Here is a 15,036-nt window from a genome sequence, read left to right on the forward strand (position 1 = left end):
ACACAGCTGACAAAGAAGCTCGATGGTTATCACAAATCGATAGTCTGGTGACGACAGCGAAGAGGTCACACCCGTTCCCATGCCGAACACGGAAGTTAAGCTCTTCAGCGCCAATGGTAATTGGGGGATTCCCCCTGTGAGAGTAGGACGTCGCCGGGCAACACAGAGTAGTCGAGAGACTGCTCTTTTTTTGTATTTCCAAAAGATGCCCGGAAGGGCAAATACATCACGAATATGAGGGTTGTGAGGAACAAGGAGATCAAGGAAACCAGGGAGCGACGCCCGCAGCGTATGATATACGCGAGGACCGGAGTGAGTGCCGATGACGAAGAGATCCGCCGTTCATCGCAGACCGAAGGCCGAACACGGAAGTGAAGCTCGCGCGCCAATGGTAATTGGGGGATTCCCCCTGTGAGAGTAGGACGTCGCCGGGCAATCAAGAGAGCAGCTGCAAAGCTGTTCTTTTTTCATTTTTAAGTGCATGAAAATACGATGAACAGAATTTGAATATAGTGGTACTCAAGAGAGGATTATGAAGTACTCAAAACGAAAAAACTGATTTTGAGATACTTAGAGTGGTGCAAAAGTTCCCTGATTTTATGAAAAACGATGGCTCAAACAGTTATTTGAACCGTCAAAAAGTTACGTACTTAAAAGAGAATATTCTTCCACTGAAAACCTAGCAACAACAATTCCATTAAAAGGAAATTTTTTACCTCGAAAATCTTTTTATCTATAAGAGTCCTTAATTTCCCTCCCTTTTCTTATCCAAATACGCCATCAACAGCTTTGGTACTTTTACACGTGAGTTCGAGAGAAACCTTGATATGAAAGGGAAGTCATTACTGGAGTAGGTGTGGAATAAGTCTCCCCACCATTCTGTTTCGTACCGGCAGATCATGCTCAAGTTATAAAGAAGCAAGTAATGAACCATAACCTCATGTAAAGGTTTAAAGCCTTCTCTTTTAGTAGGAATAAAGAAATTCCCTTCTGCACTCTTTTTGATCAAAGGATTCTCTATACCCTTGTCTCCAATTTCAATGACAAACTTAGACCCTGTATAATACACCTCGGATTCTGTTGCAAATTGCTGTTTAAGGAACTGGATAAACCGGGTATTTGTCATATGTAATGGATCCAATATTTTGTCGGGAATCGACATTGATCCGCAAGAAGAAATAGAAACTTGCAGCAACTGAGAAGACCCATTGATTTGTCGAAACAAGTCATCCATCTCGGGAACGTAGTTAAGAAGTTCCTGCATCTGAAACTTGTCCCCTTCAATTGTCTCCAATTGAAATAGTTGTTCTGAAAAATAAGGGAACAATCCATTCCTTTGTACTTTGATTTCATCCTGTAAAAATAAATAATTTTGTTTTTTCCTTTTTCGAGTCGTGACACCATGTGCCAATAATGCCGTCGATTCGGGGTAGTAAGGATCGACTGTCAGCAGACAGCATTTGATTAATTGGACCATCCCATAGTATAGAAGGACCGGCTGGAGTTCCAACGGTGAACTTTTACATAAATCGAAATATCGCTTCCCATGTGTTAGGTAATAAATAAAGCTATAACAGTTGCGGTAACTCAGTTCATCGCTCGACAAATTTGAGGATGAACGTTGATAGCATCCCTTCAGATATCGCTGTGTGGATGAGGCACTTAGAAACTGATCGTAGCTTTTCCATTCATTCATTGAGTTCACATCCATATAGCGCAAATTTTGAGAAAAGTCGAACTTATTACTGTGTTCTTGACAGTAGTTTACCCCATTGTTAATCTACAAATAATATTTTAAACGACAAAAGGAGAGTGGGACTTATGTGGGAAGAAAAATTTGCAAGAGAAGGACTAACGTTTGATGATGTTTTGCTTGTTCCTGCTAAATCAACTGTACTTCCTAGAGATGTTTCAGTAAAAACACAGCTATCTGAAAACGTCAATTTGAACGTACCGATCATCAGTGCAGGGATGGATACAGTGACGGAGTCGAAAATGGCGATTGCGATGGCACGTCAAGGCGGACTTGGAATCATCCACAAAAACATGTCGATTGAAGAACAGGCGGAACATGTGGATCGTGTCAAGCGTTCAGAATCAGGTGTCATCACCAATCCATTTTATCTCACTCCAGAACGCCAAGTGTTTGATGCAGAGCACCTGATGGGGAAATATCGTATTTCAGGTGTTCCGATCGTGGATGAAAGTCGTAAGCTGGTTGGGATCATTACGAACCGTGACATGCGTTTCATCCAGGACTATTCCATTAAAATCAGTGATGTGATGACCCATGAGAATCTTGTCACAGCTCCTGTTGGAACGACATTGAAAGAAGCAGAGGAAATCCTTCAAGAGCACCGTATCGAAAAGCTCCCACTCGTTGATGAAAATGGTGTGTTGAAGGGTCTGATCACCATCAAGGATATTGAAAAAGTGATTGAATTTCCGAATTCTGCAAAAGATCAGCATGGAAGACTGTTAGCCGGAGCTGCAGTCGGTGTGACGGCAGATGCGATGATGCGTGTGAAAAAACTTGTAGAAGCTGGAGTCGATGCACTTGTCATCGATACTGCACACGGGCATTCTGAAGGTGTATTACAAAAAGTGAAGGAAATCAAGGAGGCTTATCCTGAGGTTACCATCATTGCAGGGAACGTGGCGACCGCTGAAGGTACTCGTGATTTGATTGAAGCTGGTGTTGATGTCGTGAAAGTCGGAATTGGACCAGGATCGATCTGTACGACCCGTGTCGTTGCAGGAGTCGGTGTCCCTCAGGTCACAGCCGTTTATGAATGTGCGACAGAAGCAAGAAAACATGGCGTTCCAATTATTGCCGATGGCGGAATCAAATTCTCTGGTGACCTCGTCAAAGCACTGGCTGCTGGCGGACATGCAGTCATGCTGGGGAGCTTGCTTGCAGGAGTCGATGAAAGTCCAGGTGAGCGGGAAATCTATCAAGGACGTCAGTTCAAGGTTTACCGAGGTATGGGCTCGATTGGCGCAATGGAGCGAGGAAGCCGCGACCGTTATTTCCAAGAAAATAACCAGAAGCTTGTACCAGAAGGAATAGAAGGACGGGTCCCTTATAAAGGACCGTTGGCGGATACGATCCACCAGCTTGTCGGCGGACTACGTTCAGGTATGGGATATTGCGGCACTCCTTCAATTGATGACCTTCGAGAAAATGCGAGGTTTACTCGCATTACAAATGCAGGACTTCGAGAAAGTCATCCACATGATGTGCAAATTACGAAAGAAGCACCAAACTATTCTGTCTAACGAATTGTCATGACATTAGTCACACAATTGTTATAAAAGATACGATGATTTTACCATTTTCGATTTTTTTCAGACAGTGGGTCTTCCACTGTCTATTTTTTTAGATTTTATTATGGTACAATAACCTTTGTTGTATTTAGGGTTGGAGGTGCAAAAAGGTTGGTAAACCGAATGAAGCGAATAGTCATCCTCATGTTAGCCATGTTACTTGTAGTCACTGGAGTCGTTACATCAAATGCAAATACAGGTTATGCTGCTCCTGACTTGCAAATGGAGGCTGAATCTGCCATTCTGCTTGATGCAGAATCAGGAAAGATCCTGTTTGAAAAAAACGCAGATCTAATGCTGCCACCAGCAAGCATGACGAAAATGATGACGGAATACTTAGTTTTAGAAGCAATTGAAAATGGAGAAATTAGTTGGGATACACCCGTTAAAATAAGTGATCGTGCACATAAAGTTTCTCAAGATTCAAGTTTGTCGAATGTCTGGCTCCGTAAAGATGCAGATCCAGATTACACAATCAAAGAACTATTCGAAGCTGCGGCCATTTATTCTGCAAACGGGGCTACGATGGCTATCGCAGAAACGATTGCAGGTTCTGAAGCGAACTTCGTCGACATGATGAATGAAAAAGCGAAAGAACTAGGCTTGGAAAAATATGAATTCTACAATAGTACCGGACTGAATAACAGTGACCTGAAGGGTGAACACCCAAAAGGCGGTGCTGATGACATGAATATGATGTCAGCTCGTGATACTGCGAAACTGGCATACCACTTATTGAAAGACTATCCAGAAGTCCTTGATACTGCTAAAATACCTGAAAAAACCTTCAGGGAAGGTACAGAGGATGCAAACCGAATGATCAACTGGAACTGGATGATTCCAGGAAATCCTCAAGGATATGGACTTGCATATCAAGGGATTGACGGATTGAAGACTGGTTCCACTGAACTTGCAGGTTACTCTTTTACTGGAACAGCACAAAGAAACGGGATGCGTCTGATTTCAGTAGTCATGAAAGCTGATTCGTATAATTCACGTTTTGAAGAGACCAAGAAGCTTTTGGATTATGGGTTCAACAATTTTCAAAAACAAGAACTTGTAAAAGCGAATTATGAAGTAAAAGATAAAACGACTTTACCTGTCACAAGAGGGAAAGAAAAGGAAGTGGAGGTCAAGGCGACTGACGCTCTCACAGCAGTGATTGCCAATGGGGATGAAGAGAAATATAAACCAAAGGCAACATGGGATAATAAAGTATTGAATGATAAAGGACAATTGACTGCACCTATCAAAAAAGGGGACCAAGTTGGGACGTTGTCACTCGCTTATTCCGGGAAAGATGACTATGGCTACATAAATGAAGCTGCCAAGAAAAAAGCAAGTGTTCCGATTGTTGCCCAGGCAGATGTCGAAAAAGCAAACTGGTTTGTGCTGATGATGCGCGGCATCGGTGGTTTCTTCGGTGATATCTGGTCAAATGTCGTCAATGGGATTAAAGGATTGTTTTAACCGAAATGCCTACGAAGGGGCTGACTCTATCGGGTCAGTTCCTTTTCTATAACCTTTGCTTGATCATAAGATTTTCTTAAAGTGAAATTCGAAAAAAATCAACAAATATGAATAAGTGTCTATCATAAACAAACATTACCAATAGATTAAGTAAGTATAAACGTAGTGTCTTTATAGGCATGAGTGTTGAAAAGTGATACAATAGTGTAGGATTTAAGAATCAATGAAACACACCTAAATTACACCTACTGATAGGGGGAATTATACATGGTACAAACAGGTACTGATCGTGTAAAACGTGGAATGGCAGAAATGCAAAAAGGCGGCGTCATCATGGACGTTGTCAATGCAGAGCAAGCGAAAATCGCTGAAGAAGCAGGTGCTGTTGCAGTAATGGCGCTTGAACGTGTTCCTGCAGATATTCGTGCAGCTGGCGGAGTGGCACGTATGGCAGATCCGACAATCGTTGAAGAAGTCATCAATGCGGTTTCTATCCCGGTGATGGCGAAAGCACGTATCGGACATATTGTCGAAGCGCGTGTTCTCGAGGCACTTGGTGCAGACTATATTGATGAGAGTGAAGTTTTGACTCCTGCAGATGAAGTTTTCCACTTGAACAAGCGTGACTTCACTGTACCATTCGTATGTGGTGCACGTGACCTTGGGGAAGCAACTCGTCGTATCGGTGAAGGTGCTTCTATGCTTCGTACGAAAGGTGAGCCAGGAACAGGTAATATTGTTGAAGCCGTTCGTCATATGCGTCTGATCCAATCACAAGTCAAGAAAGTGGTCGGTATGAGTGAGGACGAGCTTATGACAGAAGCGAAAAACCTTGGTGCTCCATATGAAATTCTCCTTCAAATCAAAAAAGAGGGAAGACTTCCAGTCGTCAACTTCGCTGCAGGCGGTGTCGCATCTCCAGCAGACGCAGCATTGATGATGGAACTTGGCGCAGATGGCGTATTCGTAGGCTCAGGAATTTTCAAGTCTGATAACCCTGAGAAGTTCGCTCGTGCTATTGTCGAAGCAACAACTCATTATCAAGATTATGATTTAATCGCTAACTTGTCTAAAGGTCTTGGAACGGCTATGAAAGGTGTCGAGATATCTTCTCTACAACCATCAGAGCGCATGCAAGACCGTGGATGGTAAGAAGCGTAAAGGAGACAGCATAGAATGGTCACAGTTGGTATTCTTGCCCTTCAAGGAGCAGTCCGTGAACATGCTCGATCACTTGAAGAGAGTGGGGCAAATGTAAAAATTGTCAAACGTGTAGAGGAACTTAATGATATCGACGGGCTTGTCGTACCTGGTGGAGAAAGTACAACGATGCGTCGATTGATCGATAAATATGAAATGTTTAAGCCTTTACAGGATTTCGCTAAATCTGGCAAACCGGTTTTCGGGACTTGTGCAGGATTGATTTTGATGGCAAAGGATATCATCGGTCAAGAGCATGGTCATCTTGAAGTGATGGACATGCGTGTTCACCGTAATGGATTCGGCCGTCAACGTGAAAGCTTTGAAGTTCCTTTGACAATCAAAGGGCTTAAGGGAGAAGAAGATTATATAGGCGTCTTCATTCGCGCTCCTTATATCGAATCTGTTGGGCCGGAGGTTGAAGTATTGGCAACTTTCCAGGATAAAATTGTTGCTGCTCGCCAGGGACGTTTTCTATCCTGTGCTTTCCATCCGGAATTGACAGATGATCATAGAATGCACGGCTATTTTGTCGAAATGATAGAAGAGTTGAAGAAAACAGTTGCATAACATTTTGAAATAGTGTAAATTACTACTAACACATTTTCAGATTGAATGTTGACAGGAAGTAGTAGCATGAATTCTTTGTAAAGAGAGCCGATGGTTGGTGCAAATCGGTCAAAGAAACTTGTGAATCCATCCTCGAGTAAAATGCGGAATGGGTGAAAATCCCCAGTATGTATTTTCGGTTCGTAACCGTTACATTACTTGAGTGGTACCATCTTTATGGTGGTACAACTAGGGTGGCAACGCGGGTTAACTCTCGTCCCTTCTTTTAATAGGGGACGGGAGTTTTTTTATTTCTATGCAGATGATAAACGGCGAATTACTGCGTCATTCTTTAACAAATCTTAATAAATAAAGGGAGGAATACATGATGTTGGATTTGAAATTTGTCCGTGAAAATTTTGATGAGGTGAAAGAAAAGCTCTCCACTCGTGGGGAGGATATTTCTGGACTTGATCAGTTTCAGGAGCTTGATGAAAAGCGCCGGGAACTGATTAACAAAACGGAACAACTCAAAAGTGAGCGTAATAATGTATCCAAAATGGTCGCTGAATTTAAACGTGAGAAAAAGGATGCTGATCAACTGATTAAAGAAATGCGTGAAGTCGGAGAAAAGATCAAAGCGTTTGATGAGGAACTCCGTCAGGTTGAGGAAAAGCTCCAAAGCCTCATGTTGACGCTTCCGAACATTCCTCATGAGTCAGCTCCGATAGGGGGAGATGAAGAGGATAATGTTGTCGATCGTAAATGGGGAGAGATCAGAAGTTTTGATTTTGAACCGAAGCCTCACTGGGATGTGGCAGTTGATTTAGACATCGTCGATTTTGAAAGAGCAGCGAAGGTGACAGGAAGCCGTTTCGCATTTTATAAAGGCCTAGGGGCACGTCTTGAGCGTGCGCTGATCAATTTCATGATGGACTTGCATGAGGATCAGCACGGTTACACTGAAGTGTTACCGCCATACCTCGTCAACCGTGATAGCATGACTGGTACGGGTCAACTACCGAAATTTGAAGAAGATGCGTTCAAAATCCGTGAAGAGGATTACTTCTTGATTCCGACTGCGGAAGTACCAGTGACGAATTTATACCGTGATGAGATTTTGTCTTTAGAAGACCTTCCAAAAGCGTATGTAGCTTTCAGTGCATGCTTCCGTTCAGAGGCAGGGTCTGCAGGACGTGATACGCGAGGGCTGATCCGTCATCACCAATTCAATAAGGTCGAGCTTGTGCACTTTGTGAAGCCTGAGAATTCTTATGAGCAGCTTGAAACGCTGACAGGACACGCTGAAACAGTGTTGCAACTATTGAAGCTTCCATACCGTGTGATGAGCATGTGCACAGGGGATCTAGGCTTTACGGCAGCGAAAAAGTACGATATCGAAGTTTGGATTCCAAGCTATGAAACATATCGTGAAATTTCTTCTTGCAGTAATTTCGAAGATTTCCAAGCACGTCGTGCAAACATCCGTTTCCGACGTGAACCAAAGGCGAAACCAGAGTATGTGCATACATTGAATGGATCTGGTTTAGCAATTGGACGTACTGTTGCGGCGATTTTAGAGAACTATCAGCAAGAAGATGGATCTGTTGAAATTCCAGAAGTCCTACGTCCATATATGGGGAATAAAACAGTCATAAATAACTAAGTGAACGGCTGTGGTAAACTTTTATGTTGATCTAACGGAAATTCGCGACACTCCTGTGGAAATGGGGCGAATTTCGTAGAAATCAACAATGAGCAAATTGAAAAATAGGGAAGGCGGTTTTTTTGCCGCCTTCCAAAAAAAATGTCGATTTTATGGTTGACGAATCGAATTTTCCGATGATATAATGGTTTTTGTCAGTGCGGAGGTATACCCAAGTCTGGCTGAAGGGAGCGGTCTTGAAAACCGCCAGGGGTGTAACAGCCCGCGGGGGTTCGAATCCCTCTACCTCCTCCATTTATTTAAAAATCACAGCGCATATTACAACGGAGATTGTATGTGAATTTTGAAATTCGTTACTTGAATGGGTAACGAATTTTTTTATGGTTAAAAGGAAAAGTTAAACAACTAAGGTGCTTTTTAGCACAAAAAAACAGCGCTGTAATCAGTTCAGCGCTGTTTCAAAGTTTTATGTGTGGACAGGCTGGTTAGCCCTCAATTTATGCATGAACTCGATGAACTCTGGAATGTCCATTTGCTGGGCAGAGTCCGATAGAGCGACTGCAGGATCTGGGTGAACTTCGGCCATGATCCCGTCCGTACCGATTGCAAGTGCCGCCTGGGCTGCAGGAAGTAACAAGTCTTTCCGACCTGTCGAGTGTGTGACGTCTACCATGACAGGTAGATGTGTCTCTTTTTTCAAAATCGGGACAGCAGAGATATCAAGTGTATTCCTTGTTGCCCGTTCGTACGTCCTGATGCCTCTTTCACATAGGATGACATTTTCATTCCCTTTGGAGATGATGTATTCTGCAGCATACATGAACTCTTCAATCGTTGCGGACATGCCGCGTTTCAAGAGAACTGGTTTGTCGACTGATCCAGCAGCCTTCAACAAATCAAAGTTTTGCATGTTCCGCGCGCCGATCTGAATGACATCGACATAATCCAACGCTTGTTCGAGATCATTTGGATTCATGATTTCACTGACGACTGCAAGATTGAATTCATTAGCTACTTGACGCAGTATCTTCAGCCCTTCGAAACCAAGACCCTGGAAATCATAAGGGGATGTACGTGGTTTAAAAGCTCCTCCTCGTAACAATGTCAGACCTTGATCTTTCATCGCTTTTGCCACCTGTCGTACCTGCTCATAACTTTCAACAGCACATGGTCCGGCTACAAAACGTGGGCTCCCGTCTCCGATCAATTCACCTTTTACGTTGATGACGGTGTTTTCAGGCTTACGTTTCCTTGATACGAGCAGTGCTTTACGGTTATCTTCCTTCTGCAGTTCTAAGCTCGCCTTGAAAATGGTTTTGAAAATATGTTGAAGTGTGGATGTTTCAAATGGCCCATTGTTGTGTTCTGATACCAGGTTTAGAAGCCGGCGCTCTCTTACTGGATCAAATCGATTAATACCCTGAGCTTCTTTAACCTTGCCGATCTTTTGAACGATTTCTCCTCTTTGGTTGAGAAGTTCTAAGATCTTCATGTTCACATCTTCAATTTCTGCACGCAGTACCTCTAATTCATTCGACACCATTTCTCCACTCCTTTTGGTTTGATTTTCAGATTTTGAATATTGTTTACGACTTTAAAGGAAAGAATATAGTTATGTCAACAGGAAATTTACAGAAAATTTTTCGCTTTAAACCGCGAAAGTATTGATACCAATGATGTAAGCGTATCCAAAAAAATAGTTTGAAAATTTATGCTTTACAAAGTCAGCTTCCCGTGGTAAAACTTTATATAAACTAAATATTCAAACGCAATGACAGGATTCAAGTAGTGTTGATCTCCCTGTAAGAGAGAGCTGATGGTCGGTGCAAATCAGTACAAAGATGAACATGAATTTCACCCTCGAGCTTCTTTTTTGATCAATGATAGACGAATGATTGAAAAAGACGGTAAGGCCGTTAACCGAATGAGTGACGGAATAATTCCGTAATGAGGGTGGTACCGCGACTACAATCGTCCCTGCTGATATAAAAGCAGGGGCGTTTTTTACTTTTAAACCAATAAATTGAATAGTGAAGAAAGGGGTGGATGGTTATGAGATACCTCACAGCTGGTGAATCTCATGGACCTCAATTGACAACAATCATCGAAGGGGTACCAGCGGGTTTAACTTTACTGAAAGAAGACATCAATAATGATTTAGCCAGAAGACAAAAAGGATATGGCAGAGGAAGACGAATGCAGATTGAGAAAGACCAAGTAATTATCTCAAGCGGGGTTCGTCATGGTTATACACTAGGTTCGCCGATTACCCTAACGGTTGAAAATCGTGATTTTCAACATTGGAGAAAAATCATGGGTGCAGATCCGATTGAAGATGAAGAGGATGTAAAGCGCCAGATATCCAGACCACGGCCAGGGCATGCTGATTTGAACGGTGCCATCAAATATGGACATCGCGATATGCGGAACGTTTTGGAGCGCTCGTCAGCAAGAGAAACGACGGTCAGGGTAGCAGCAGGGGCTGTGGCTAAGCGGATCCTAGCTGAATTAGGTATAAAAGTTGCGGGACATGTCGTGGAAATCGGCGGTGTTAAAGCAGATCCAGTTTCCTATGAATCCATCGAAGATTTACAGAAGATCACGGAAGACTCCCCAGTGCGATGCCTCGATCCGGCAGCTGGAGAGAAAATGATGCGAGCGATAGATGAAGCGAAAGAAAATGGAGATTCGATCGGCGGGATTGTAGAAGTGGTAGTTGAAGGCATGCCGATTGGCGTCGGAAGTTATGTCCATTATGATCGCAAGCTCGATGCGAAACTCGCGAGTGCTGTCATGAGCATCAATGCCTTTAAAGGTGTTGAGATCGGTATTGGATTTGAAGCAGCTGAAAAACCAGGAAGCCAGGTTCATGACGAAATTTTATGGAACGAAGCGGAAGGGTATACGAGAGGAACGAACAATGCTGGTGGATTTGAAGGCGGGATGACAACCGGGATGCCTGTTGTCATACGCGGTGTGATGAAGCCGATTCCGACGTTGTACAAGCCGTTGCAAAGTGTTGATATCGAATCGAAAGAGCCATTTAAAGCGAGTATCGAACGATCAGACAGCTGTGCTGTTCCTGCAGCTAGTGTCGTTGCTGAAGCGGTCGTAGCCTGGGAACTGGCGGAAGCGATTGTAAGCCAATTCGGAAATGACCAGATCGAGAAAATAAAAGAAAATATAAAACGGCATCAAGAACAGGCAAAATTGTTTTAAAACATGGCTTTTTGAAATTCGCGATCTCCCGCAGAAAGGGAGTATTTCATTAAATCAATAAATGAGCATAGGAGGAGATTTTATGAAAGTGAAAAAGCAGATGTTATCACTAAAAGCTTATGACCCAGGCAAATCAATTGATAATGTAAAAAAGGAGCTTGGCCTCACTCGAATCGTAAACCTGGCATCGAATGAAAATCCGTTTGGATGCTCAGAGAAAGTTGCAGAAGCTTTACAATCGATCTCCAATTATGCCCATTATCCGGACAGCCGGGCTGAAGAGTTGAGAGAGAAGGTGGCAAACCATCTGAATGTAGAAGAAAATCAACTGCTCTTCAGCAGCGGTTTGGATGAAATGATACAGATGATCAGCCGTTTACTCTTATCACCAGAAACGAACGTAGTCATGGCTTCCTTTACATTTCCGCAGTTCAGACACCATGCTGTGATTGAAAGTGCAGAAATCCGAGACGTGCCCCTGAAAGAAGGTCGTCATGATCTGGAAGGCATGCAAAAAGCTGTTGATGGACAGACCAGTCTTGTATGGATCTGCAACCCGAATAATCCGACAGGAACATACGTAAATGAAATGGAACTCCGGACGTTTTTGGAAGAAGTCCCGAATGATACGATCGTGGTCCTTGATGAAGCTTATTATGAGTACGTGACAGCTGAGGATTATCCCGATGCCATGAAACTGATAGGAGAATACGATAATTTACTCGTGTTACGGACTTTTTCCAAAGGTTACGGTCTTGCCGCTTTCCGTATCGGTTATGCGATTGGTCATGAGAAACTTATGAAAAATCTTGATATCGGAAGACTGCCATTCAATACATCAAAGTTTGCACAAATAGCTGCACAGGCAGCTTTGGAAGATGAAAGTTTCGTTAAGGAAAGCGTGGCACGGAACCGTGAAGGGCTCGAGCAATTATATGCGTTTTGCAATGAATATAAGGTTCCTTATTATCCTTCACAGGGGAACTTCATTTATATTGAACCTGAACAAAATCAAGAGCAAATCTTTCAATATTTGATTCAAAGAGGCTATATTGTTCGACCAATCAAGGATGGAATCCGGATTACAGTTGGTAAAAATGAGGATAATGAAGAACTGATCAACCTGTTGAAGGAATTTCTAGCTGACAGATCATCCAATATAAAACTAACATCATAAGGAGTACGAGCCAGTGAAAAGAAAAGTTTTGCTGGTCGGTGTCGGATTGATAGGAGGATCTCTGGCGCTGGCGATCAAAAAAGAACACCAGGTAAAGATAATTGGATATGATCCTAACGAAGAAAATTGTATGCTTGCGAAAAAGCTTGAGGTGATTGACGATTATACATCAGACCTTCAAGCTGAGGCAGAACAAGCAGATCTGATCATCCTTGCAGCCCCAGTTAAAGAAACAATCAAGCTGCTTGATGAGTTTAAACACTATCAATTCAAGCCGAATGTCATCATAACGGATGTAGGCAGCACAAAAGTGAATATCGTCAGAAAAGCAGAGCAGTTATATGATAATGGTGTTACGTTCATTGGTGGACATCCGATGGCTGGTTCCCATAAGTCTGGTGTCGGAAGCGCCAAGGTCCATCTTTTCGAAAATGCGTTCTATGTGCTGACGGTTTTTAAAAAGACGACTGCTGATCAAGTTAATGATTTGAAAGACTGGCTCAAAGGGACCAAGGCTAATTTTCAAATGATGGAACCGGAAGAGCACGATCTCGTTACCGGGATCATCAGCCATTTTCCACATGTGATGGCGGCAAGCCTCGTACGCCAGGTGAAAAGTCATGCAAATCGGAATGAGCATGTGACCAGGCTGGCTGCAGGTGGGTTCAAGGATATAACCAGAATCGCCTCAAGCAGCCCTTCCATGTGGCGTGACATCGTCCAGCATAATCGTCAGATCCTTTTATCCCTGTTAGACCAATGGGGAAAGGAAATGGAAAGTGTGAAAAGGTTAGTCGCTCGCGGTGACGGCGATGAAATCTATGATTATTTCTTAAGTGCTAAAAAATACAGGGATGCGATGCCGACTGGATCCAAAGGCGCGATTCTTGCATTCCATGACCTTTATATTGATGTTGCCGATCACGTCGGTGTGATATCCGATGTAACAACGCTATTAGCGGAAGAAAGAATCAGCATCACCAATATCCGGATCATTGAAGCACGTGAAGATGTATATGGGGTGTTGAGGCTCAGCTTCAGGTCGGATGAAGACCGGAAGCAGGCGAAAGCTTGTTTAGAAGACCATCAATATCAAACGTATACGACTTAGGAGGATTCAGATGAAAACCTTAAGAAGCCTAAACGGAGCAGGATTGACAGGAACGATTCGAGTACCAGGAGATAAATCGATTTCACATCGTGCCGTCATGTTCGGTGCCATTGCACACGGAAAGACAGTTGTTGATGGATTTTTACCTGGTGAAGATTGTTTGAGCACCATAGACTGTTTTCGTAAATTAGGTGTAAAGATCCACCAGGAGAAGGAGCATGTAGAAGTTGTCGGTAACGGCATTGAAGGTCTTCAAGAACCGAAAGACATATTGGATGTCGGAAATTCAGGTACAACTTGTCGTCTGTTATTAGGTGTTCTAGCCAATACACCGTTCCATTCTTGTGTGATCGGAGATGATTCGATTGCAAAGCGGCCGATGAACAGGGTTACGAACCCGCTACGAGAGATGGGAACGAAAATCGATGGACGAAACGATGGGAACTATACCCCGATCAGCATCCGTGGCGGAAATCTGAAAGCGATCGACTACGTTTCACCTGTCGGCAGTGCTCAGGTGAAATCTGCTGTGTTATTAGCTGGATTACAAGCGGATGGGACCACAACATTGACAGAGCCTCATCATTCAAGGGATCATACGGAACGGATGCTTAGAGCCTTCGGCTGTGAGGTGGAGGTCAACGATTTGACCGTTTCTTTAAAAGGGAAACAGTCTCTAAAAGCGACACATATTGAAGTACCTGGAGACATTTCCTCAGCTGCGTTTTACCTCGTGGCGGGTGCGATTGTTCCGAATAGTGAAATCACGATTAAAAATGTAGGCATCAATCCAACGAGAACCGGGATCCTTGATGTATTGAAAGAAATGGGAGCCGACATTACTTTAACCAATCAAGATACACAAACGAGTGAGCCGTCCGCAGATATTCAAATCAAGACGTCCTCGTTAAATGGAATAGAAATAAGTGGTGAGTTGATTCCTCGGTTGATCGATGAAATTCCGATTATTGCCCTTGCAGCTACACAGGCTGACGGTACGACTGTAATCAAGGATGCAGCTGAGTTGAAGGTCAAAGAGACGAACCGGATCGATACGGTCGTCAATGAATTGAAAAAGCTTGGTGCACAGATCGAAGCGACTGATGATGGAATGATCATCCACGGAAAAACAGAATTGAGTGGAAATACCGTAGACAGTCATGGTGATCACCGTATTGGTATGATGCTTGCGATTGCATCTTGTATCGCAAACGGAGAAACAGTGCTCGAAAACAGTGGATCGGTTAATGTTTCGTACCCATCCTTTTTTGAGCAATTAGAACAACTTAGTCAATCAATGATAAAGAAAAGCTGATC

General features: G+C 43.2%; 11 protein-coding genes, 1 tRNA gene, 1 rRNA gene and 2 other annotated features. Of the genes, 11 read left to right on the top strand and 2 right to left on the bottom strand.

Going from position 1 to position 15,036, the window contains the following annotated elements:
* Nucleotides 1-43 precede the first annotated feature (43 nt).
* Nucleotides 44-159, top strand: a 5S ribosomal RNA gene (gene rrf / locus KOL94_RS24445).
* Nucleotides 160-745: 586 nt separating this feature from the next.
* Here the strand turns inward: rrf and KOL94_RS24450 are convergent.
* Nucleotides 746-1,696 (bottom strand): YaaC family protein, encoded by a 951-nt coding sequence (locus tag KOL94_RS24450; protein WP_221569285.1) that lies wholly within the window; start codon nucleotides 1,694-1,696, stop codon nucleotides 746-748.
* 125 nt (nucleotides 1,697-1,821) lie between these two features.
* On the opposite strand from KOL94_RS24450, the gene guaB reads away from it, so the two are divergent.
* The 6 genes from guaB (at nucleotide 1,822) to KOL94_RS24480 (ending at nucleotide 8,506) form a co-directional block, all read left to right on the top strand.
* Nucleotides 1,822-3,279 carry an IMP dehydrogenase gene (gene guaB / locus KOL94_RS24455; protein ID WP_221569286.1) on the top strand — a complete coding sequence of 486 codons (1,458 nt, stop codon included), beginning with the start codon at nucleotides 1,822-1,824 and terminating at the stop codon, nucleotides 3,277-3,279.
* A 171-nt stretch (nucleotides 3,280-3,450) separates the two neighbouring features.
* Nucleotides 3,451-4,797 (top strand): D-alanyl-D-alanine carboxypeptidase family protein, encoded by a 1,347-nt coding sequence (locus KOL94_RS24460; protein ID WP_221569287.1) that lies wholly within the window; start codon nucleotides 3,451-3,453, stop codon nucleotides 4,795-4,797.
* A 267-nt stretch (nucleotides 4,798-5,064) separates the two neighbouring features.
* Nucleotides 5,065-5,949 carry a pyridoxal 5'-phosphate synthase lyase subunit PdxS gene (pdxS, locus tag KOL94_RS24465; protein WP_221569288.1) on the top strand — a complete coding sequence of 295 codons (885 nt, stop codon included), beginning with the start codon at nucleotides 5,065-5,067 and terminating at the stop codon, nucleotides 5,947-5,949.
* A 24-nt stretch (nucleotides 5,950-5,973) separates the two neighbouring features.
* Nucleotides 5,974-6,567 carry a pyridoxal 5'-phosphate synthase glutaminase subunit PdxT gene (pdxT, locus tag KOL94_RS24470; protein ID WP_221569289.1) on the top strand — a complete coding sequence of 198 codons (594 nt, stop codon included), beginning with the start codon at nucleotides 5,974-5,976 and terminating at the stop codon, nucleotides 6,565-6,567.
* 39 nt (nucleotides 6,568-6,606) lie between these two features.
* Nucleotides 6,607-6,831, top strand: a binding site (T-box leader).
* Between the two features lie 103 nt (nucleotides 6,832-6,934).
* Complete coding sequence (gene serS, locus KOL94_RS24475) at nucleotides 6,935-8,212, top strand: serine--tRNA ligase (RefSeq protein ID WP_221569290.1); 1,278 nt, start codon at nucleotides 6,935-6,937, stop codon at nucleotides 8,210-8,212.
* 201 nt (nucleotides 8,213-8,413) lie between these two features.
* Nucleotides 8,414-8,506 (top strand) — tRNA-Ser (locus KOL94_RS24480).
* A gap of 172 nt (nucleotides 8,507-8,678) precedes the next feature.
* On the opposite strand, the gene KOL94_RS24485 is transcribed toward KOL94_RS24480, so the two are convergent.
* On the bottom strand, nucleotides 8,679-9,755 hold the full coding sequence (locus KOL94_RS24485) for a bifunctional 3-deoxy-7-phosphoheptulonate synthase/chorismate mutase (protein WP_221569291.1): 1,077 nt from the start codon (nucleotides 9,753-9,755) through the stop codon (nucleotides 8,679-8,681).
* 219 nt (nucleotides 9,756-9,974) lie between these two features.
* Nucleotides 9,975-10,194 (top strand) — a binding site (T-box leader).
* Nucleotides 10,195-10,264: 70 nt separating this feature from the next.
* Between KOL94_RS24485 and aroC the strand changes: the two genes are divergently transcribed.
* From aroC to aroA, 4 genes are all read left to right on the top strand, one after another.
* On the top strand, nucleotides 10,265-11,431 hold the full coding sequence (gene aroC, locus KOL94_RS24490) for a chorismate synthase (RefSeq protein WP_221569292.1): 1,167 nt from the start codon (nucleotides 10,265-10,267) through the stop codon (nucleotides 11,429-11,431).
* Between the two features lie 82 nt (nucleotides 11,432-11,513).
* Nucleotides 11,514-12,608 carry a histidinol-phosphate transaminase gene (hisC, locus tag KOL94_RS24495; RefSeq protein WP_221569293.1) on the top strand — a complete coding sequence of 365 codons (1,095 nt, stop codon included), beginning with the start codon at nucleotides 11,514-11,516 and terminating at the stop codon, nucleotides 12,606-12,608.
* Between the two features lie 13 nt (nucleotides 12,609-12,621).
* Nucleotides 12,622-13,719, top strand: a complete 1,098-nt coding sequence (locus KOL94_RS24500; protein WP_221569294.1) for a prephenate dehydrogenase — start codon at nucleotides 12,622-12,624, stop codon at nucleotides 13,717-13,719.
* Nucleotides 13,720-13,729: 10 nt separating this feature from the next.
* Nucleotides 13,730-15,034: a 3-phosphoshikimate 1-carboxyvinyltransferase gene (aroA, locus tag KOL94_RS24505; protein ID WP_260412650.1), complete on the top strand. Its 1,305-nt coding sequence runs from the start codon at nucleotides 13,730-13,732 to the stop codon at nucleotides 15,032-15,034.
* Nucleotides 15,035-15,036 lie beyond the last annotated feature (2 nt).

The organism is Alkalihalobacillus sp. TS-13, assembly GCF_019720915.1.
Lineage (GTDB): Bacteria > Bacillota > Bacilli > Bacillales > Fictibacillaceae > Pseudalkalibacillus.

Bases quoted from the DNA above. Each gene is read 5' to 3' on its own strand.
- aroA (WP_260412650.1), top strand. From the start codon at position 13,730: ATGAAAACCTTAAGAAGCCTAAACGGAGCAGGATTGACAGGAACGATT.
- guaB (WP_221569286.1), top strand. From the start codon at position 1,822: ATGTGGGAAGAAAAATTTGCAAGAGAAGGACTAACGTTTGATGATGTT.
- KOL94_RS24460 (WP_221569287.1), top strand. From the start codon at position 3,451: ATGAAGCGAATAGTCATCCTCATGTTAGCCATGTTACTTGTAGTCACT.
- aroC (WP_221569292.1), top strand. From the start codon at position 10,265: ATGAGATACCTCACAGCTGGTGAATCTCATGGACCTCAATTGACAACA.
- KOL94_RS24450 (WP_221569285.1), bottom strand. From the start codon at position 1,696: ATGAATGAATGGAAAAGCTACGATCAGTTTCTAAGTGCCTCATCCACA.
- hisC (WP_221569293.1), top strand. From the start codon at position 11,514: ATGAAAGTGAAAAAGCAGATGTTATCACTAAAAGCTTATGACCCAGGC.
- KOL94_RS24485 (WP_221569291.1), bottom strand. From the start codon at position 9,755: ATGGTGTCGAATGAATTAGAGGTACTGCGTGCAGAAATTGAAGATGTG.
- serS (WP_221569290.1), top strand. From the start codon at position 6,935: ATGTTGGATTTGAAATTTGTCCGTGAAAATTTTGATGAGGTGAAAGAA.
- pdxS (WP_221569288.1), top strand. From the start codon at position 5,065: ATGGTACAAACAGGTACTGATCGTGTAAAACGTGGAATGGCAGAAATG.
- pdxT (WP_221569289.1), top strand. From the start codon at position 5,974: ATGGTCACAGTTGGTATTCTTGCCCTTCAAGGAGCAGTCCGTGAACAT.